Here is a 20416-nt window from a genome sequence, read left to right on the forward strand (position 1 = left end):
AGCGAATTTTTTAGCTTTATGGGCGAATTCAACCATTCTATGAGCCAATCCTAATCTGAGCCTTTCCACTCCCATGCAATTCAATTATTTTACTGTTACCTCTTTCAATGCCTCTTGGACTGCTATCCGTCCAAAGACCGCACATTTCCCTAAAGAACTACCGGTCATGTAACCTGCCCCGTGGAATCCACCAGTCACCTCTCCAGCTGCATACAATCCTGGAATGGGCTCACCGTATGGATTCACCACTTGTGCCGCTTTGTTCACCGACATCCCTGCGTATGTTGCCAGCATCGCGACTGTCGACTCAAATGCATAGAATGGTGCCTTCTCAATTGGTGTTGGTTTTCCATAGTTATGTGTTAATGACTTCCTGCCGAATTGAGGATCTTCTCCGTCTTCAATCCCTTGATTGTATCTGGAGATTGTTTCTTCTAATACTTCATGCGGCACATCAATACAGTCAGCCAATTCCTCCAGTGTGTCCGCTTGATATAGAAGCCTGCGCCGCTTCAGTAATTCCAAATCATAGAGAGGGTCATCGTGAACACTCTTGTTCATAACCGTTTGGTCCCAAACCTGGAAACTCACTTGATCTGGCTGCTCGAAAGCGACCTTTCCTAATAGTTTATAAGAAATAGACTCGTTAACGAACCTTTTCCCAAATTGGTTGACCATGATTGCACCCTTGTAGAAGGCTAACCCTTGAGACTTTACTGGTCCTGCAGCTGTAGGATGAAATCCATAGGTCCCATTCAAGTATGGTAAATCCTTTAACCAGGCCCCATGCTCACATGCCATCCGTATTCCGTCCCCATGATTACCACGGCCGCCAATCCTTAGTGCTCCCTTTAATTGGGGGGCAAACTGCCCTAAAAGATCCTCGCTTTTTGCAAACCCTCCAGATGCAATGATTACCCCTTTGGAGGCATGAACAAATTGCTCTACCCCTTCGGCCATGTATAAAACACGATCAATCCGACCATCGTCATTTTTCAATAGTCTTCGTGCCGGAGCATTTAATCGAATGGTCACGCTTGACATCTGCTTAACCATTCGGTTAAGTGTTTGAATCGCTTGGTGTGGGTCAATAATATGTCCGCGGGGAACACTGTGACCGCTAACCGCTTCGAGTGAGCGGAACTCAACACCGTGCTCAATAAGCCAATTATATGTCTCTAATTGGTGCTGGCCATAGGCTTCAACAAGTGCCTGTTCATTCACCCCGCCGCCGACCTCAATCATGTCCTCCAATAAGGCCTCGGTTGAATCGATGATACCTGCCTTGTCTTGCATATCTGTTCCGGCAAAGGCCATATAACCTGAACTTAGAACCGTACTGCCGCCCAGTTCATCCTGTTTCTCCAGGAGAAGGACGTGTGCACCCGTTTCACCTGCCTCAACTGCAGCACACATCCCCGCTAACCCGCCGCCTAAAATAATCAAATCATAGGTTTCCATCCATCAACACCCTCTTACTCTAGGTTTTTTAGCACTTCTAATGCTGCCTGGCAAACCTGCATATCATGAGTATAATGTCCGCCACTAACCCCAACACCACCAATCAGTTCGTTATTGATTTTGATTGGATAACCACCGCCAAAAATAATCAATCTTGGAGTGTGAACAATCCCATGCAGCAATGGTGGATCATCCTTTAATCTGTCGTACCATTCGTGTGTTGCTCTATTATAAGTGGCAGCAGAAAATGCTTTATTTTGAGCAATTTCCAAACTTAATACCGGTGCACCGTCCATGGCGGCAAACGCTTTTAGGTTCCCCACACGATCAACGATTGAGATGCTAAACGGCATACCTAGTTCTTTTCCCTTAACAAGTGCCGCCTCTAACATTTTATTAGCAAGTGCTAGACTGATATTTTTTGATTCAATAGCTGGAATTAATTTTTCCATTATGATTTCCCCTTTCAACTTTTAGAAATATTTATAAATTTACTGGTCGTCCGTAACCAAATGCTTCAATCGCGGTAGCAGTTACAGCTTGACACTTTGGCAAACATAAATCGACGATTACATTAGCAAGGTCTATTGGATGCAACCAATTGTCTTTATTCACATCAAAATCGTCCATCATCTTTGTATTTACTGGACCTGGACAGACCGCATTCACTCTAATTTTGTAAGGCTTTAATTCTTCACCCAGTGCTTTGGAAAATCCGAGACATGCGTATTTGGAAGCAATGTAGGCACTTCTGTCAGGACCGCCTTTTGTTCCCCAAATCGACGATAGATTGATGATCACACCGTGTCTTTTCTCCATCATTTGCGGCACGACTGCTCGAGTACATAAATAGACTCCACGAATATTAACATCTTGTACAAAGTCCCATTCTTTAACCGTCATTTCATTGAACGGCTTAAGGAGCATGACACCCGCATTATTGATTAATATATCAATCGAACCCAAACTTTCTTGTGTTGTCTGGACTGCTTGATTTATATCCTCTTCTGAACGAACATCCCCAGTAAGGGCGATTGCTTCGCTCCCAACCATCTCAGAAATATAGGAAGCAGTTTCTTTGCTTTCAGATTCATTGTCGGAAAAAACAGCAACTTTAGCACCTTGTTTCGCTAAGAGAATACAGGTCTCTCTGCCGATTCCTCTTCCTCCCCCAGTTACTAACGCCACCTTGTCTTTTAATTCCAAAAAACCTCACCCTTTCTCAAGAAAACCCTCTACTAAACCTCTAATTTCTTTGAATCAGTTACGTAAGCAACAGCATGACCACCGGCACGGCGGCCAAACGCAAGACCCCTTAGCACAGATGTCCCGCCTGGATATTTCCCGTAATAAAGACCAGCCGTTTCACCGACTGCATATAAACCTGGAATCGGATCATGATCTTGAGACAGAACACGCCCATTCGTATCGGTAGCTAATCCACCATTGGTGAAAACATTGGAGCAGACAATTGGATAGGCGATAAACGGAGCCTTATTAATCGGAATCGCCCAATTGGACTTCGGGGGCGTAATTCCAATCGCCTGTTTTCCATCTTTTTTATCCCAATGAAATTCACCCGGTTGAACAGCAGCGTTATAGGATTCAACCGTAGCCGTTAATTGGCCGACAGGCACACCAATCTTCTCCGCCAGTTCTTCGATCGTATCAGCAACAATGGCCGGTATATCGGTTTCCACAGCTCGTTCATAGTTTGGAATTTCATACATCTTTTGATCGCCGATCATATAGGCAATATGACCAGGAAGATCGTGGAATATTGTCCGTGCAACCTCTTCATATTGCTCATCGACTGTTGTTTTCCCCTCATCAACGAAACGATTTCCATTCTGATCGACTAGAATAAAGTAAGGGTATGTCATTACAGCAGCCTCTTCCCGTTTACTTCTTGGGTCGACCGGTTCAGCATGGAAAGAATCAAATTGACCAGCCGTTTTTGCCCCTAGCTCCATTGCCATCCGGATTCCTTCACCTTTGTTAAACAATCCACCCTCGGCTACTGTCCGAACTTTATGAGCATCTCTGCCAACATATTGTGCCATCATCTCCTGATTTCCCTGAAATCCACCTGACGCTAACACAACAGCTCCCACTTTTAATTGAAGGGAAGTGCCACCTTTAACCCGCACCATCAGTCCATTGACGGCACCTTCGTCATCAAGAAGTAATTTCCAAGCAGTAGCCTCGTAAATAATCTCTACGCCAAGTCCACCTGCACGGCGGGATAGTGTGTCAACGATGGCACGACCGCCGCCTACTGGAAGTAAACGTGGCCTTGATGCGGTCAAAAACATTGTTGGCAGGTAGTCAAATTCAACCCCTTTTTCCTGGACCCAGCGAAGTGTGCTGCCAGCATCCTTGGCGAGAGTTTCTATGTACTCCCGATCGGAATAGTTGTCTGAAAAAGCGAGCATGTCTTCTACGAAATTATCAGCCACTTCATCGAGATTCTTCATCCGCATATAGGAGGCAGTCCAACGAGAATTTCCACCCCTATGGTCATAATCAGCTCGTTCTAAAATAGCTATTTTTAAGTTCTTATTTTCCTTTTTAGCCGTTTCAGCGGCAGATAATGCGGCTGAGGTCCCGGCAACTCCACATCCAATGACTATGATGTCGTAATCTACTTCTCTCCCCACAACTAAGTCCTCCTTTAAAGTTCTTAATTTATTAAAAAAGTAAAATCACTTTTTAATTAATGACTGATTTTCTCCATACTTGTTTTCCCACTCTTTAATCTGATTGAGTTTAAAGAGTGATTGTCGCTCTTCCCACGTACAAATTAACTCGTGAACATTTTCGTGTGAACCTTCGGCTTTTAATATTCTTAACGACTCTGTGATTCCTTTGATGGCAGAGCGAAGAACAGTATTAGCGCAAAGCATGATTTTAAATCCGATCTCTTCTGCTTCTTTCAAGGTAATCAGCGGGGTTTTACCGCCTTCTACCAGATTTATTACCTGTGGTATCCCTTTTAATGAGCTGGTAATTTGCTTTAATTGTTCCATGGTTGTCGGCGCTTCAACAAAAATAATGTCGGCTCCAGCTTCCGCATAGGCATTTGCCCTGTCCAATGCATCTTCCATGCCATTTACGGCTAATGCATCCGTACGGGCGATGATTGCTAGATTTTCATCTCTCCTAGTGTCAACAGCAGCTTTGATTTTCCCGACCATTTCATCTTTTGAAATAACATCTTTCCCATTGAAGTGGCCGCATTTCTTAGGTGAAACCTGGTCTTCCATTTGAATCGCTGCTACACCTGCTCTCTCAAACTCTCTTACAGTACGGATAACATTAATCGCATTACCAAAGCCTGTATCGGCATCGACGACAATCGGAATCGTCGTCACATCCGTCATCCTTGCTACAATGTCAACCACTTCTTTTAAGGAAGTCAGGCCTACATCCGCCCACCCTAATTGAGCATTAGATATTCCAGCACCAGTGGCGTATATCGCTTGAAAGCCGATTTCTTCTATTAATCTAGCAGACATTGCATCATAAGCACCTGGTAAGATAAATGAACCAGGTTGATGTAATAGTTTTTGGAACTCTTTCGTTTTATTCACTTTTTATTGCCCCCCTTTTTTAAAATTATCTTTTATTAAAACTTCTGGTTATCCGATTTGAACAACTCCTTGAATCCACCCATGCTCTTGATAAGAATTTTTCACTTTTCCGAGGATTTGTTCGTGCCAAATGATAGAAAGAACACCATTATCATTGGATGTTAACTCTGAAACTGATTTTAGCGGAATCAATTCTTTTTCTTTTGTAACAATCATTTCTAGCACTTGTGATTGATTTGCTCCTCTTACTGTGACTACATACTTTCCCGGAGCAGGCAATGTATAATGAGGCCTTACACTTAGTGAAGTACCGTCCCATTCACATACCACTTCATAGGGACGTCCTAAGAATGCTGGCAGATCCTCAATATTTCCACTGGCCAATTTTTCACGAATGCAGGTTGAACTAATTTTCTCCCCCTGGTATTCCACTTTATCTACCTTTGTCACTTCGAGGATCCCGCCTGAATCACTTATCAAGCGGTCCATATTTCCAACTCCACGAAAACCATAGGTATAATCAAAGCCGGCAACTGCATGGACGACACCAAGATCAACTAAATACTTAGCTGCAAACTTTTCTGGGGAAAGTGACGCAAATTCTCTATCGAATTCAACGATATAAAATATGTCGACCTCCAGTTCACAGAATATTTTTTCCTTATCAGAAAGCGGCATCAGATAATCAACATGTGTCTTTCCAATGGATAAAACTGTTTTCGGATGTGGAAAGAAACTCATCACAGATAGTGAAAGATTCCTTTCTTTTGCTTTCTGAAAAGCTGTTTTAATCACTTCACGGTGTCCATTATGAATACCATCAAAAAATCCTAGGGCCATGACGCTGAGGCTTGCTTTTTGCTGATAGTCCGCTAGATTTTCCGGGTTCAAATAAATCGTTTCCATGCAGTTCCCTCCTAATCATTTAATCTACGCCTCAATCATTATTAAATATTTTTCGTATTGCTTGAAAGACCACATAATTCTCGCCCAAAGTTTTCTTTGGAGGTAATTGGCGAAACTGTTCTGTGGGTGTATAAGGCAGCAAAGTCACGTCCGATTCTTTGCATCGGGTTCCCATTGCCCACATAGGCCGACCCCGTTGCAAGGATTAAGATATCGATGGCTTCCTTACAGGACTGCACCGCATAGCCGATATTGGCCAATGCTTTGACTCTTTCAAATTTACTCATGTACTCTCCACTTACAGCGCAAGCATCAAGGCGGTCAGCGACTTGGTAAAAGTGCATGGCAGCGGTTTCAATTTTTAGCGATGCTTCTGCTGCTTGATGATGAGTGGTGACGGCATCTCCTAAGTATTCAACCCCCAAATTCGCCGCTCTTCGATTTGGCAATTTTTCCATGAATAATTCTAAAGCAGCCTTCGCCATTCCTAAGCCCGGAACACCGATTGACATCGCCAGCGCAGGGAATAGTGCTGTATTATAGAGTGGAATATCTCGAAAATGATCAGATTGAAACTTTCCAGCAATGGCGTCTGTAAAGGATACAACCCGGTGATCTGGAACAAAAACATTTTTCATATTGATACTGTTACTTCCTGTGCCGCAAAGTCCCATTACATGCCAATCGTCCGTAATTTCCACTTGGCTCATTGGTAAAGTAATCAAGCCTTGATCAACGACGTTTCCATCTTCATCGACAATTGGCATTCCGAAGTATCCCCATGTCGCATGAAGGGAGCCAGAGCAAAACGGCCAATAACCTTCTTCAATGATGTAACCGCCTTCAACCTTTTTCACCTGAATCTTTCTTGGTTCAAATACACCTGAAAAAACAATATCACCACCCGATCCGTAAATTTCCTGATGCGTCTTTTCAGAAAAGGATTCCGATATCATCAATTCCCGAATACAACATAGGGCAACAATCCAGCCGGTTGATCCACAGCCACGGGAGATTTCCGTCACAATATCCGTATACGTTCTCATGTTTGTTTGGTAGCCGCCAAATTGTTTTGAGCGAAGGATATAGAAAAGACCGGACTCTTTTAATTCGTTAATTGTGGCATCTGGAATTCTCCGAATTTCCTCTGTCTCTTTTGCCCGGTCACGTAATCTTGGTACAAACGATCGTGCCTTTTCTACCAGTTCAGTCTGTACATCCAAGATAGTACTCGTCATCATTGCATCTCTTCCCTTCCCATTTGTTTTAGCCCATCTATTTTAGTAAGTATTAAATGAAGTTTTGTTCATAATTAAATTTTAGAAAATTCGGTAACTTCAATCTAGAGTAAAAATCGTTTGAGTTAGCGCAGTTTTTAGATAGTTTTTATTGGTTTTTTTATTTGCATGAAGTTTGTATCGAATTTTGATCTCCTTTTTTCGTTATTTATCCATAAAAAAACACCTAAAATTTGATTTAGGTGCTTATCTGGCGGATAACCTACCATTACTGGCGAATACGCATCTTTTACTGGCGGATACCACTTCTTTACTGGCGAATAGCGCCTTTCCTTCTAGTACCTAAGGGCATTCGATTCCAATCCTGCCAGAACCCGTCCGTAGTTTTCTTTTGTAATCGTTGGTGAAAGCGAGCGGTGTGAATACAGTGTCCAAAAATCACGGAAAATTCTTTGTAGAGGGTGTCCCTCATAAACAAACCCTGATCCGCTGGTGAGCATCAAAATATCGAGAGCCTCTTTACACATTTGATTTGCATAACCGATATCTGCCAATGTCTTTACTCGTGCGTGACGATCCATGTGTTTCCCGCTTTCCGCCCAGGAATCAATCTCATGAACGACACGATAATAATGCATTTCAGCGGTATCAATTTTTAAAGAGGCATCAGCCAACAGAAGATGGGTGCTTGTGGCATCTTTGGAGTATTCAACCCCAATATGACTAGCTCTTCGATTGGGAAGGAATTCCTGGAAGAAATCCATTGCAGCCTTCACCACCCCTAAGCCAGGCAAACCTAATGATAAGATCAGGGATGGAAAGAGTGCCGAATTATATAGTGGAATATCACGCAAGTGCTGTGAATTAAAATTTCCGTTCAAAACTTCAGAAAATGAAACGCAACGATGTTCTGGAATAAAAACATTGGTCATTTTAACACTGTTGCTGCCTGTTCCTTTTAAGCCCATTGTATGCCAATCATCCATGATTTCTAACTCATCAAATGGCACCGTCATTAAAGCTTGATCGGCTAATTTTCCGTCCTCATCTGTAATCGCCATCCCAAAGTATCCCCATGTCGCATGAAGGGAGCCAGAGCAAAACATCCAAAATCCTTCTTCAACCAAATACCCGCCATCCACTTTCTTCGCAATGCATTTTCTTGGTTCATAAACCCCAGCAAATAGAACATCTTCCTCATTTTCTCCAAAAATCTCCAAATGTGTTTTTTCAGTAAAAGATTCAGCGACCATTAGTTCCCGAATCGCACAGAGCGCTACAATCCAGCCAGTGGAAGCACAGCCCCGGGAAATCTCGACAATACAATCGGCATAGGTCTTCATATTGGTTTGTAAGCCGCCATATCGTTTCGGACGGAGCAGCTTGAACATACCTGCTTCCTTTAATTCCTTTATTGACGCTTCAGGGATTCGACGAATTTCTTCCGTTTCCGTCGCCCTTTCCCTTAATTTCGGAACTAGTGAGCTAGCTTTTTCTACAAGAATATTGTCAAATTCTTTAAGTTTCGTCATTAAAACATCTCCTCTTTTTCTTTTACTTGGGTAATAAAACGTGAGGCGTTTTCACCGGCAATTTTCCCAAATACCGATCCTGCCATTAAGCCAGCGCCACCAGGGTAGTTAAAGTAGAATAGGCCGCCTACCAGTTCACCCGCAGCATATAACCCGGGAATCGATTGGGACATTACATCTTGAACTTCGGTATTGGTGTTTATTTTTAAGCCGCCAAACGTAAAGGTGATTCCGCATGTGACGGCATATGCCTCAAATGGACCTTCATCTAATGTATTGGCCCAATTGGATTTCCGCACCGCTAACCCATCTGTACAACGGCCATCCTTAATATTAGGGTTGAATGGTATATCTTTACGGACAGCCTCATTGTATTCCGCTATCGTCTTTAAAAAACCTTCCTGATCCACATCGTCAAGCTTATCAGCCAATTCTTCTAAGGTATTCGCTTTTACCTTTGTTACCTTTCTTCCCCGATATTCGTCGCGTAGAAGCCCGGCTACTTTAGCATCGAATATTTGCCATGCAAATTGTCCTGGCTGCTTGAGGATCAATTTCCCATATCTCGCATAGGTATAATTGCGAAAGTCAGCCCCTTCGTCGACAAACCGTTTTCCTTCGGCGTTTACTAGGACTCCAAACGGATAGCTGAGTTTTTGGAACCCTTCTGTAAATTCAGGTAAATAACGATCTCCGCCAACTGAATGACAGCCTGACCAGTTTCCAGCTGCAAGAGCTCCAATATTTAGCGCCATTTGAATGCCCTCGCCGGTGTTAAAACGGCTCCCTCTTGCTTTAGCTAAATCCCAATTTGGACCCAAGTATCGAGTTCTCATCTCCTGGTTGGCATGAAAACCCCCAGATGCTAAGATAACTGCTTTCGCATGGACTTTTGTTGTTTTTCCATTATGTTTAAAAACGATCCCATGCACCCCATCATCATCGTGGATGAGTTCGGTCGCCATAGCATTAAATAATACTTGAACACCTAAATGTTCAGCTTCCTCGTGGAGTGCACCGACTAACCCTGGACCTCCACCAACAGATTCAACAATCATTCCGCCCCAAAATTTAAAGATGCCCTCCACTTTAAAGGCTTGGCGACCGTAAATCGGCACCCACCTGACTTTATGGGACTGCATCCATTTCATCGTTTCAAAGCTTTTACTTGTTAAGAGGGAAGCAAGCTCTGGGTCGGTTCGATATTCCGTTATACGGCACATATCATCAAAAAATTCTTCCTCCTTATAGGAACCAAAATCTGTCATTTCTATATCTTCCTGTGTAAGGTCAGGCATAATTTGCTTTAACTCATTGACATCCTTGTAGGCAAAACGAATAGAGCCATGGGTAAACGTGCTATTGCCCCCTTTTTCAACCTCTGGAGCTTTTTCAAGCACAATGACATTGGCACCATTTTCCCGTGCAGCTATTGCAGCACACATTGCGGCATTCCCTGCCCCTACTACAACAATATCAGTTTCATAGATTTTGTTTTCCTTCATAAGACTGTCCCTCGCTTTCAAAAAAGCTGACTCAAGCTATTTCCTGAGTCAGCTTATACATCACGCTTCGATCGTTGGTTTATTCATTTCCTTATCGCTTACGGTTTCTCCCCAATAGGTGTTAGCAATCGAGTGTTCTTCCTCCGTCCACTCGACCGGTTCCCAGTCTGGTTCAAAAATTAAATAGGATCCGCTAAATAATTCCACTCGGCAGCCGCTGCCAGGGTCACATACATAGAGATAAAATGCTTGAGATACCCCATGTTTACCAGGACCAATGAATTTAATGCCTTCTTCTGCAAGAATATCAGCAGCCCTTAGGATATCTTGGGCATTATCGAGCCAATAGGAAATGTGATGAAGCTGGTTCGGTGTTTCGGCTTGCGGTCTTGAAATAACTGCAATATCGTGAACTAAAGGAGTAACGCTCATCCAGCCTGCGACAGTCGTTTTTTTATGGTATTTCACATATTCACGTAGCTTAAACCCTAATTGGCTGCCTAAGTAATCTAGTATTTCACCGACATCCATGGAAGTAGCAATATTTACATGGTCAAATCGCCTTGGGGAGCAGCCGCGCGCCCATGATTTGTATGTTTGATTTTTTAAGACAGAACGTCTTTTTTCATCTGCTTTAGGTTTTTCTACATCATAGTAAATTTCAAAAGAATGCTGGCTTGGCAGTTTAAAGCGTATCGCCCTTCCTTGGCCGGCTTCTTCGCCCGCTTCAATCCAGTTAACCTCTGTTCCAGCTTTTTCAAGCAGTTGGGCAAATCCCTCCACATCTTCCGGTCGTTTCGTTCTCCATCCAATATGATCAACGTACCCTTTATCTCCTGCTGTTAATGAGAGGGAATGATGTTCAAAGTCACCCCATGCACGTAAGTAATAGGTTCCGTTTTTTTCTTCTGTTACTTCTAATCCAATAACATCCCTGAAAAACCATAAAGATTTTTCCAAATCCGGTGTGACGAGTGCTACATGTCCTAACTTTGCAATCTCTGGTAAAGTCATCTTTATACCCCCGCTCCTAATGTTTTTTAGATTGTACTAGAGAAATAGTTTTTAATTAAATTATTAAAACTTTCTTGGTTCTCAATTTGCGTCCAGTGGCCGCATTGACCGTATACATGCAATTGAACATTCTGGAGATGTGAGAGTAGGTAATAGCTAGATTCAACTGAGCAAACCATGTCATCACGTCCGTGAACAAGTAAGATTGGGTTTTGGATCCGTTTAAGTGCTGTTACTGGCACAGGGACAGCTGCTGTTGCAAAGATGGATTCGTTGGAAAGATGGATTTCTGGACGCATCGCTGTCTCATATCGAGTAGCAGCAAGTGAGTCAATTTCTGGGGCAAGTTTTTCCACATCATACACGAACCAGCCCATAATTTGACGCATTTTCTTTTCGGATGGATTGTCGTAGAAGCCCTTTGCCCGAGCTAGTTCAGGACTTAGCTTTGTATTCGGTGTCCCTCCAGGTCCCATTAAGACAACACGGCCAAAACGTTCAGGATATTCTAATAATAGTTCCAATGCAATGGAACAGCCTAACGAATTCCCAACCACGTGAGCCTTTTGTATCCCGTAGCGATCCAGCAGTTCAATCAGCTGATTTACCCATAGGTCCATCCATCCCTGTCTGTTCTTTGGAAGTGATTCAGGATGTCCACTCTGTCCGAAGCCAAGCAGGTCTGGAGCAATACAGTCATATGTTTCACCGCACGCATTTAATGCGTATCGCCAGTTAGCCCATGCGAAAACACCTGGTCCTGAGCCATGTAAGAATAATATAGTTTCAGAATTCCCCTCACCCGAGCGATTTACAAATGTTTCAAAGTTTTCCGTTTTAACTAATTGTTGAGTAATGTTTGCCATTTTGAAATTCTCCCCCTTCTGTAAATAAAACAATCATGGGAACATCCAATAGAATGTAACCCTTTTCATATTTTAATCCTATCTAAATTTTAGAAAATTCAATAATTTTAATCTAGAGAAAAAATCATCTGACTTCCTACTATTTTTAGATAGTTTTTATTGGTTTTTTAATTATATTTCTACGACTATTTTGTCTTCCATTTCATTCTGATCTTTCTTTGATAATTTAAGTGTTGTGAGTGTGATTAAACTGATAAGCAGGAATCCAGCTATGATAAACATCGCTTGTTTAAAAGTGAAAACACCCATTATATAGGGTCCAACGAAACCGCCTAATGAGGAAAGAGTGCTTACTAAAGCAATGCCAACAGGTGCAGTAGATTCTGAGAAGAAGAAAGTGATATATGCATAAAAAGTACCTGATATACCATATAAACCAGCGGAGGTAATGGAAAGCATTAAGACCATAAATGGAACGCTTGATACAAAAGCACAGCCAATGAATCCAACCATGGCAATAAACACACTTGCTCCTAAATGCAATTTGTGAGAGTTCGTTCGATCTGCATTCCATCCCGTAAAAAGAATCGACGGAATCGCAACAATCGATGGAATCATAGCTAACCAGCCAATTTGTAAGTTAGTTGTTGAAGATGAAGATAAAGATTTAATAATGGTTGGCATCCAATAAGAGAGTGCATTCACTGCGATAAAACCAGCGATATTAAATAAAGCTAATTTCCACAATTTTGACTCTTTCAACATGCCAAGATGAGAGGTTTTATTTAACTTGGCACTTAATTTTCGTTCCTTATCTAATTCTCCCTCAAGCCAAGCTTTTTCTTCCGTCGTTAACCATTTTGCGTTAGCAGGTTTATTGGTCAAATAAAATATAACCACAACCCCTAAAATAACAGCTGGCAAACCTTCTAAGATAAACATCCATCTCCACCCCGCCAAACCACTCCATGAAATTGTATCCATGATCCAAGTTGACAACGGGGCACCGATCAACGCACTTAATGGCAAGGCAACAAAAAAGAGCGCTGTTGCTTTCCCGCGTTCCCGTGCCCTAAACCAATATGTTAAATATAGTATGATCCCTGGGACAAATCCTGCTTCAGCTGCACCCAGTAAAAAGCGTAATATATATAAGTGGGTTGCTGATTGGATAAAGCCCTGTAACACAACGACAATTCCCCAAGTAACCATAATACGGGCAATCCACAACCGTGCCCCCACCTTATTCAAAATCATATTACTAGGAACTTCAAAGAGGAAATAACTGATAAAAAATAGACCAGACAACAAGCCATATACTTCAGCTGTTAATGACAAATCCGCATTCATCTGTAAGGCTGCATACCCCATATTAACTCGGTCTAAAAAGGCAACCACATACAAAAGCAAAATAAATGGTAAAATTCTTTTCATTGTTTTCTTCACCGTGCTTTTTTCAATCAGATTAATAGATTGTCCTTGATTCAAATAAATTCCTCCCTATAAATAGCTCGAATTTGAAATTGCTTACATTTTTATATTTTAGAAAATTACGCATATTACATCTAGAGTAAAAACTATTGGAATTTACACTATTTTCAAGTTGTTTTTGTTGGTTTTTATCAAATGATGAACTCAATAAATTAGAGCAATCCGATTAGGACTGCCCTTAGTTGTTTATATATTTAGCTCTCCTAATGCCATCAGTGAGTCAAGAATTAGCAAGAGCTGATAGCTTTGGGAAGAATCCCGCAAATCTTTATTGATGAGCGCTTCAATCTTATTGATTCGATACATTAGACCACTCATAGATAAGGAAAGGTCATCCATCGTCTGCTGAAGTTTTCCACCATTGGATAAAAAGACATAGAGTGTTTTCAGTAACTCTTTTTGTTTCATATCATTTAATTTATATAGTGGTCCTAATTCTTGTTTTGCGATTTTCTTAATCCCGCTTACATTTTTTGAATTTATTAGGACACCAACTATCCCTAAATCTTTAAATCCATTAATTTTTTTTTCTGTGGACATCCGTAAGGCAATTAATGACTCTTCGAAATAATCCAATATACTCTCAATATCCTCGGATTTATCGCTTATCCCGACTTTATAATGATAAGATGAATACGTTGTTTCAATATGTTTCAGGATTTTTTCCATTACAGCGATAATATTTGCTGTTTCGGGTATCAGCATTATAATCTGACCCTCATACTGACCAATTAACGCTTTATATCCTTGGATATCGAGATACTTGGCAATAGTCTCTAATATTTGGTCATAGTGATCAAAGCTATTCTGGGTGGTCATTCCCTTCTCTTTATAATCAATTGCGGCAATATAATAAGGGTTCTCAAGGTTAAATCCCATATGCCAGCCACGCTTGATAATTTCCTCCTTGGAGGAATATTGCCCCTTAAGGATTTGTTCTAAAAAATACCCCTTCATTTTTTCTAGTGCTTCAAAACTTGTTTTTTCGTTTAAAAGGTACAATGAGGCGGCATTGGCAACCCTCTCTATAAACATAATATCCGTTTCTGCGCTTTTCCCTAGGTCATTTATATAAAAAAAGGTACAATATCCAATTACTTTTTTTTGGACAATAATCGGCGTAATCAAACGTTCCTGATTTTCTGTCCTTATTCTAGTCGTTTCATTAAATAATGGCAGCAGGTTGTGATTATTCCTATTTTTTCGAATTAAATTCTCTTTTAGGTTGTGATTAAGACTAATATATTGCTCATCTTTCAGCCCTGAGTAAACAATTTTTTGGAAGCTCAAATCTTCAATAGAAATTGGGATTCTCAATAATTTAAAAGTGCTATCAGCAATATCCTGAAGATTGCTTCCATTCGAAACACTTTCCGTTAATTTCTTATGAAATTTAGATACGGTTTCGATAAAATTCCGCTGCTCTAACAATTGCTCATAAGTATACTCCAGTTCATCAATGATATTACTTTCATGATAGAATTTAAGTTCCTCTTGAATTTCATTTCCCCAATCCTCTTGCAGTCTTGCTTCGAAGCAGCATTCAGCATCTCCCATAGCAATACAGCTAATTTCCTTAACAATGACACTCTTCCTGCAGACAGTTGACATATAACCGCTTGCATATCCTGTCAAGGTATGACAAACCGGTGCTTCTGATTGGCCATGGTGCTTGATATGCTCCATTGCTTCAAATGAGTCAATCCATTTTCCTTTGCCAAGGATCGATTTAATGGTTTCTGAATCACTCATTTCGATTATTCTTTCGGACTTCATGTCTCTAAAATGTCCCGTGCTTAAATGAAGAATCGATGCTTGATTAAGAAGGTCATTGATCGATGAACTTGTTTTCATTGCTTCTTCTGCATCACTAACACCTAAATTCCAACCATAACGAAGTAGAAACCCTTTTGCTCTTTTAGTCCCTAGATTCTCTATTAATCCTTTCCTTAGGAGTCCAAAAGCAGCAGAAGTTGAAAGGATTTTTTTATTTCCATCTTCTGTGGAGCTAGGTTTATATGATTGGGTTAAGTTACTCAATATTAATTCCCCCTCTCAATTTAAGGGTTAAAAGGAGTTTACATGGCTTTTCTTTATACTTGGAACGACTTTATTTATTTGTTCGCCAAGATCGATTAATCCATTTGAGCTACGAATTTGGCAGCGAATGACATCGCCGTCCTTCAGGTATTTGCCACTGATTAATTGTCCTTCTTCAAGTAAATCCAACTTTTGTTGATAAGGAATAGCCATGTTTGATAAAAGTTCCAATACTTGTGGAGTTAGATTTAGAGCAACCCCGCCTGCAGTTCCAGTAACTATCAGATCCCCTGGGGATAAATCCATAATTTCCGAGAGCTCTGTAAGGGTTTCTGCCGGTTTGTAAAGCAGTTGATTTGAATTGGCAGATTGCCTTAATTCATCATTCACCCAGAGATTTAACTCAAGATCATGAAGCAATGGCAGCTCTTCCTTGTCAAGCAAATAAAGATAAGGACCTGTTGGACAAAAAGTTCGGTAGCTCTTACCTTTCAACCATTGCCCCTGAGAAAGCTGAACATCTCGCGCAGAAACATCATTAACAATCACGAGCCCGGCGATATACTGATGAAGGTTTTCGTCAGTTATATCTGACTCCTCTGAGATTTCTGTTCCAATTACGAGACCAAGCTCCAATTCATAATCTAGTAGTTTAACATCGCGCGGCCTTACAATTTCGCTAGTGGCGCCGCAAAGGGAACTGTCAGCTTTGCTAAAAATCATATTAAATGGAGCTCGTGCAGCTTCCATTCCCGTCTCAGCACGATGCTCTGAGTAATTGACTCCCTGACAAATGATTCGTGCTGGCTTTGTCACTGGACTCAAAATGGTCGCTTCTTTTAATTCAACACATTCTGTATTACCTTGAACATTGATGGTACGAGCTTCTTCTTTCCCATGCTCCAAAAAATCAGCTAAACTTTGGTATGTACCTGATAAAAGGCGGATTTGATCTCCTGATACCACTCCCCATTGCTCTTTTTGTTCCTTTTTGAATCTAACAACTTTAATACCCATTTTACTACCCCTCATTTTATGGAATTTTTTTTCTTACAATAAAGACTCCTCACATAACGATATACAAGGAGTCTTCAAACATAAATCGTACTAGTGTTTTATTTATTTTTAACGGTTTCTTTTGAAGCTCGCTGATACTGAACCCATATGTTCAAATTCTGCTGTGAATGTATCCCCATCCTCTATGACTATCGCCTTTGAAAGAGCTCCAGCTAGAATAACTTCACCAGCATATAGAGAGATACCGTAATTACCTAGGGCATTAGCAAGCCAGGCAACGGCCTGAGCAGGATTCCCCATTACAGCTGCACTTACAGCAGAGTCCAAAAATTCATTATTCCTAAATACATTCATGCCAATTTTGGTGAGGTCAAGCCCATCTATCTTAGCAGATGTTTTTCCGATAACCGCCCCTGCTGAAGAGCCATTGTCTGCTACCGTATCTTCGAACTTGATTTGCCAGTCTCTAATCCGACTGTCAATAATTTCGAGTGCCGGTACGATGTAATCGGTTGCTTCAATGACGTCATTTATTGTTACTCCAGGACCCTTTAAATCTTTTTTTAAGACAAAGGCGATTTCGAATTCAATCTTTGGCTGGATAAACTGATTTAGTCCAATCGTCTCTCCATCCTCATATATCATGTCATTAAGAAGGTGCCCATAATCAGGCTCGTTCACATTAAACACATCCTGCATTGCTTTACTTGTGAGACCGATTTTTTTCCCAACAATTACTGCACCTTTATCCACTTTATGATGAATTTGGTGCAGCTGAATTTGGTAGGCTTCATCCACAGAAATTTCTTCTGTGGATGAGGTAAAGGGAGCAATCGGCTGTTTCTCACTTTCCGCTTCCATTAGTGCTGTAGCAGCTTTTTGAATATCCATTACCATTGCTCCTTTATATCGATGCTATTAAAGCATGGTTGTGATTTTTTTAATTTGATGTAACAGTTGATTCCTCTAATAAGGTACGATAGCGTCCGCTATAAAAAAGAAGTGGTTCAGCATCTTCAAGCTTAATATCAGTCACCTTGCCGATAAAAAGGGTATGATCCCCTTCTAAGTGTTCAGCAGATACTTCACAGGCAATTTGGGCGACGGCACCAGCTAATACTGGTTTCCCATCAAGACGGTCAAAAATGACTTCCCGTGGCTCTTTTATTTGTCCAGCAAAAATCATTGAAAGTTCCTGTTGATCTGCAGCTAAAATATTGACTGAAAATGTTTGACTTTGTTTTATTTTCTCAAGGATTTTAGCTTTTTCCCCAATCGAGATGACAACTAGCTTTGGACTAAGTGACACGGACATGAAGGCATTTGCAGTCATTCCATGCACATCACCTTCGACATCTGTTGCAATAACGGTTACACCTGTTGCAAATTTCCCCATCGCGGTTCTAAATAATCGATCATCCATTCTAATGACCCCTTTCTTCTTTTCCGATTATGTTATCTTAAGTTATCTACTAAACTCTTAGGCTTCGATCGTCGGATTGTTTTCTGGTAGTGTGTCCGTTTGGTCGCCCCAGAAGGTAAAACCAACATCCATTTCATCCAAAGTCCACACGATAGGTTCCCAGTCTGGTTCTAAGATTAAATACCCATTGGTAAACAACTCTAAGCGGACTCCGCTGCCTGGGTCGACAACGTAAATGTACATAGCTTGGGAAATACCGTGTTTACCAGGACCTTTAAACTTGATCCCATTCTCAGCTAAGATATCGGCTGCACGAAGAAGGTCTTGGGCATTATCAAGCCAGTATGACAAATGGTGTATTTGATGTGTTGATTGTGAAAATGGATCATGGCTTACTGCGATATCATGTACCAATGGTGTGACACTTAACCAAGCACCAATTAAAGATTCATCTGGTGCTTGAACACATTCCCTCATTTTAAAACCTAGCTTTTCTATTAAATAATCAGAAATGACATTTGCCTTTAAGGATGACAGAATATTGACATGGTCAATTCTTCGAGGAGAAACACCACGTGCCCATGATTTATACGTCTGATTCTTTAACACGGACCGTTTGGACGGTTCTGCTAATGTTTTTTCCATGTCATAATAAATTTCAAAGCGATGCTCACTTGGCAATTGGAAACGAACCGCTCTTCCTTGCCCCGCCTCTACACCCGCTTCAACCCAATTTACTTCGGTCCCTGCTTCCTTTAGAAGCTGGGCAAATCCTTCAACATCTTCCGGTCGTTTTGTCCGCCAGGCAATGTGGTCTACATACGACTTCTCTCCTGCAGTAATTGAAAGCGTATGATGTTCAAAATCACCCCATGCACGTAAATAATGGGTACCGTTAACTACTTCTGTTTCTTCAAGACCGATTAACTCCTTGAAGAACCAAAGTGATTTGTCAAGATCCGTTGATACTAATGCAACGTGCCCTAATTTTGCGATTTCTGGTAAACTCATCTCATATACCTCCTTGATTTTTATGAAAATTATCAATTAATCCAATTTTGGTACTAGTCAGATATTTCAGGTTGCACTTTTGAAAAGATTAGTAGAAGGATATTAAACAAAATAAGTATTTGGTTCCTGTCCGCACAAGACTCTTCCATAGGTTTCAATTAAACTTGATGGAGTGATGAAGCCATGTAAATGCATGGTCAGAAAATCTCGATAAACTCTTTGAATCGGATTTGTCTCATACGTAAACATTGATCCAACCCCAGCTACTAGCAGATCAATCGCTTCTTTGCATAATTGATTTACATATCCAAAGTCTGCTTTTACTTTGATAATTTCATTTGTATCCATTACCTGTCCACGCTCAGCATAGGAATCAATTTTGTCTACTGCTCGATAAAGATGCATCTCAGCTGAATCAATTTTCAACTGCGCTTGGGCAACCTGGTGATGTGTTATTGGTGCCTCAGCTTGTTTGCTATAGAAGGTATTTCCAATCCCTGCTTTTGGAAGCCTTTCCATATATAAATCCATTGCTGCCTTTGCGAGTCCCAGCGCAGGTGCTACAATTGACAAAGTTAGTGAAGGCACAAATGAAGACCTGTATAAGGCGACATCTTTTAGCGGCTCAATGAGATAATGTCCTTTACTTGCTAGACGATCTAATGATACATGGTGATCTGGTACAAACACATTTTTAATATGACAGCTATTACTGCCTGATCCCTTTAGACCCATTACATACCAGTCGTCAAGGATTTCTAATTCGTGACGAGGTATAACCATAATGGCCATTTCTACACCGCCGTTTTCATCGAAGATTGGAAACCCAAAGTAACACCAGTCAGCATGTGGACTTCCTGATACAAACGGCCACTGCGCTTCCTCGATAAAATAGCCGCCATCTACCTTTTTGATGTCACATTTGATTGGCTTAAAGTTTCCGGCTAGGACGACATCTTCTCCTTGTTTGTAAATTTCGCTTAAAGCTTTTTCTCCAAACGTATAAGAAATCATATAATCCCTAATATTACTAAGTGCGACAAACCAGCCTGCCGACCCGTTTCCACGAGATATTTCAGTGACAACCTCTGTATATGTCCGCATATCTGTTTGAAAACCGCCAAATAGATGTGGACGTAATACCTTTAACGTACCTTCATTTTGCATATCATCAATAATAGCTTTGGGTAATGAATTAGTCTTTTCAATTTCTTCCCCATATTCACGTAATTTTGGAATCAGGGACCTGGCCTTTTCTACCAATTCTTTTTTTGTATCCAACACGCTTTGTTCCATTAGAGTACCCCCCGCAAAATAGT

The 20416-nt window shown here is 41.1% G+C and carries 18 protein-coding genes; all 18 read right to left on the minus strand.

Annotated features, from left to right (window positions below; translation table 11 throughout):
- Nucleotides 1-84 precede the first annotated feature (84 nt).
- The gene (locus COE25_RS13115) at nt 85-1461 is read right to left on the minus strand and encodes an FAD-dependent oxidoreductase (RefSeq protein WP_098932962.1); all 1377 of its coding nucleotides are present in this window, start codon (nt 1459-1461) and stop codon (nt 85-87) included.
- A 14-nt stretch (nt 1462-1475) separates the two neighbouring features.
- On the minus strand, nt 1476-1913 hold the full coding sequence (locus COE25_RS13120; protein WP_098932963.1) for a GlcG/HbpS family heme-binding protein: 438 nt from the start codon (nt 1911-1913) through the stop codon (nt 1476-1478).
- Nucleotides 1914-1944: 31 nt separating this feature from the next.
- Nucleotides 1945-2667 carry an SDR family NAD(P)-dependent oxidoreductase gene (locus tag COE25_RS13125; protein WP_098932964.1) on the minus strand — a complete coding sequence of 241 codons (723 nt, stop codon included), beginning with the start codon at nt 2665-2667 and terminating at the stop codon, nt 1945-1947.
- 32 nt (nt 2668-2699) lie between these two features.
- On the minus strand, nt 2700-4121 hold the full coding sequence (locus tag COE25_RS13130) for an FAD-binding protein (RefSeq protein ID WP_098932965.1): 1422 nt from the start codon (nt 4119-4121) through the stop codon (nt 2700-2702).
- Between the two features lie 45 nt (nt 4122-4166).
- Nucleotides 4167-5054 carry an isocitrate lyase/PEP mutase family protein gene (locus tag COE25_RS13135; RefSeq protein ID WP_098932966.1) on the minus strand — a complete coding sequence of 296 codons (888 nt, stop codon included), beginning with the start codon at nt 5052-5054 and terminating at the stop codon, nt 4167-4169.
- Between the two features lie 48 nt (nt 5055-5102).
- On the minus strand, nt 5103-5960 hold the full coding sequence (locus COE25_RS13140; protein WP_098932967.1) for an FAD synthetase family protein: 858 nt from the start codon (nt 5958-5960) through the stop codon (nt 5103-5105).
- Between the two features lie 41 nt (nt 5961-6001).
- The gene (locus COE25_RS13145; RefSeq protein ID WP_257208805.1) at nt 6002-7201 is read right to left on the minus strand and encodes an acyl-CoA dehydrogenase family protein; all 1200 of its coding nucleotides are present in this window, start codon (nt 7199-7201) and stop codon (nt 6002-6004) included.
- Nucleotides 7202-7533: 332 nt separating this feature from the next.
- The gene (locus COE25_RS13150) at nt 7534-8730 is read right to left on the minus strand and encodes an acyl-CoA dehydrogenase family protein (RefSeq protein WP_098932968.1); all 1197 of its coding nucleotides are present in this window, start codon (nt 8728-8730) and stop codon (nt 7534-7536) included.
- Nucleotides 8730-10235, minus strand: coding sequence for an FAD-dependent tricarballylate dehydrogenase TcuA (tcuA, locus tag COE25_RS13155; RefSeq protein ID WP_098932969.1), 1506 nt, complete (start codon nt 10233-10235; stop codon nt 8730-8732). Before tcuA ends, COE25_RS13150 begins: the two co-directional genes overlap by 1 nt.
- A 60-nt stretch (nt 10236-10295) precedes the next feature.
- A complete protein-coding gene (locus tag COE25_RS13160; protein WP_098932970.1) occupies nt 10296-11249 on the minus strand; it encodes a VOC family protein in 954 nt (317 codons plus the stop codon).
- Nucleotides 11250-11275: 26 nt separating this feature from the next.
- Nucleotides 11276-12115, minus strand: coding sequence for an alpha/beta fold hydrolase (locus COE25_RS13165; protein ID WP_098932971.1), 840 nt, complete (start codon nt 12113-12115; stop codon nt 11276-11278).
- 171 nt (nt 12116-12286) lie between these two features.
- Nucleotides 12287-13603: an MFS transporter gene (locus COE25_RS13170; RefSeq protein WP_098932972.1), complete on the minus strand. Its 1317-nt coding sequence runs from the start codon at nt 13601-13603 to the stop codon at nt 12287-12289.
- A gap of 189 nt (nt 13604-13792) precedes the next feature.
- Entirely contained in the window at nt 13793-15646 is a 1854-nt protein-coding gene (locus tag COE25_RS13175; RefSeq protein WP_098932973.1) for a XylR N-terminal domain-containing protein, read from the minus strand.
- A 27-nt stretch (nt 15647-15673) separates the two neighbouring features.
- The gene (locus COE25_RS13180) at nt 15674-16663 is read right to left on the minus strand and encodes a fumarylacetoacetate hydrolase family protein (protein WP_098932974.1); all 990 of its coding nucleotides are present in this window, start codon (nt 16661-16663) and stop codon (nt 15674-15676) included.
- Between the two features lie 108 nt (nt 16664-16771).
- A complete protein-coding gene (locus tag COE25_RS13185) occupies nt 16772-17554 on the minus strand; it encodes a 2-keto-4-pentenoate hydratase (protein ID WP_098932975.1) in 783 nt (260 codons plus the stop codon).
- Between the two features lie 49 nt (nt 17555-17603).
- The gene (locus COE25_RS13190) at nt 17604-18086 is read right to left on the minus strand and encodes a flavin reductase family protein (protein WP_098932976.1); all 483 of its coding nucleotides are present in this window, start codon (nt 18084-18086) and stop codon (nt 17604-17606) included.
- 57 nt (nt 18087-18143) lie between these two features.
- The gene (locus COE25_RS13195) at nt 18144-19097 is read right to left on the minus strand and encodes a VOC family protein (RefSeq protein WP_098932977.1); all 954 of its coding nucleotides are present in this window, start codon (nt 19095-19097) and stop codon (nt 18144-18146) included.
- A gap of 102 nt (nt 19098-19199) precedes the next feature.
- Nucleotides 19200-20393, minus strand: coding sequence for an acyl-CoA dehydrogenase family protein (locus COE25_RS13200; RefSeq protein ID WP_098932978.1), 1194 nt, complete (start codon nt 20391-20393; stop codon nt 19200-19202).
- Between the last annotated feature and the right edge of the window lie 23 nt (nt 20394-20416).

Source organism: Bacillus sp. AFS031507, assembly GCF_002584635.1.
Lineage (GTDB): Bacteria > Bacillota > Bacilli > Bacillales > Cytobacillaceae > Neobacillus.

Bases quoted from the DNA above. Each gene is read 5' to 3' on its own strand.
- COE25_RS13115 (WP_098932962.1), bottom strand. From the start codon at position 1,461: ATGGAAACCTATGATTTGATTATTTTAGGCGGCGGGTTAGCGGGGATG.
- COE25_RS13120 (WP_098932963.1), bottom strand. From the start codon at position 1,913: ATGGAAAAATTAATTCCAGCTATTGAATCAAAAAATATCAGTCTAGCA.
- COE25_RS13140 (WP_098932967.1), bottom strand. From the start codon at position 5,960: ATGGAAACGATTTATTTGAACCCGGAAAATCTAGCGGACTATCAGCAA.
- COE25_RS13145 (WP_257208805.1), bottom strand. From the start codon at position 7,201: ATGATGACGAGTACTATCTTGGATGTACAGACTGAACTGGTAGAAAAG.
- COE25_RS13150 (WP_098932968.1), bottom strand. From the start codon at position 8,730: ATGACGAAACTTAAAGAATTTGACAATATTCTTGTAGAAAAAGCTAGC.
- tcuA (WP_098932969.1), bottom strand. From the start codon at position 10,235: ATGAAGGAAAACAAAATCTATGAAACTGATATTGTTGTAGTAGGGGCA.
- COE25_RS13160 (WP_098932970.1), bottom strand. From the start codon at position 11,249: ATGACTTTACCAGAGATTGCAAAGTTAGGACATGTAGCACTCGTCACA.
- COE25_RS13165 (WP_098932971.1), bottom strand. From the start codon at position 12,115: ATGGCAAACATTACTCAACAATTAGTTAAAACGGAAAACTTTGAAACA.
- COE25_RS13180 (WP_098932974.1), bottom strand. From the start codon at position 16,663: ATGGGTATTAAAGTTGTTAGATTCAAAAAGGAACAAAAAGAGCAATGG.
- COE25_RS13185 (WP_098932975.1), bottom strand. From the start codon at position 17,554: ATGGATATTCAAAAAGCTGCTACAGCACTAATGGAAGCGGAAAGTGAG.
- COE25_RS13190 (WP_098932976.1), bottom strand. From the start codon at position 18,086: ATGGATGATCGATTATTTAGAACCGCGATGGGGAAATTTGCAACAGGT.
- COE25_RS13195 (WP_098932977.1), bottom strand. From the start codon at position 19,097: ATGAGTTTACCAGAAATCGCAAAATTAGGGCACGTTGCATTAGTATCA.
- COE25_RS13200 (WP_098932978.1), bottom strand. From the start codon at position 20,393: ATGGAACAAAGCGTGTTGGATACAAAAAAAGAATTGGTAGAAAAGGCC.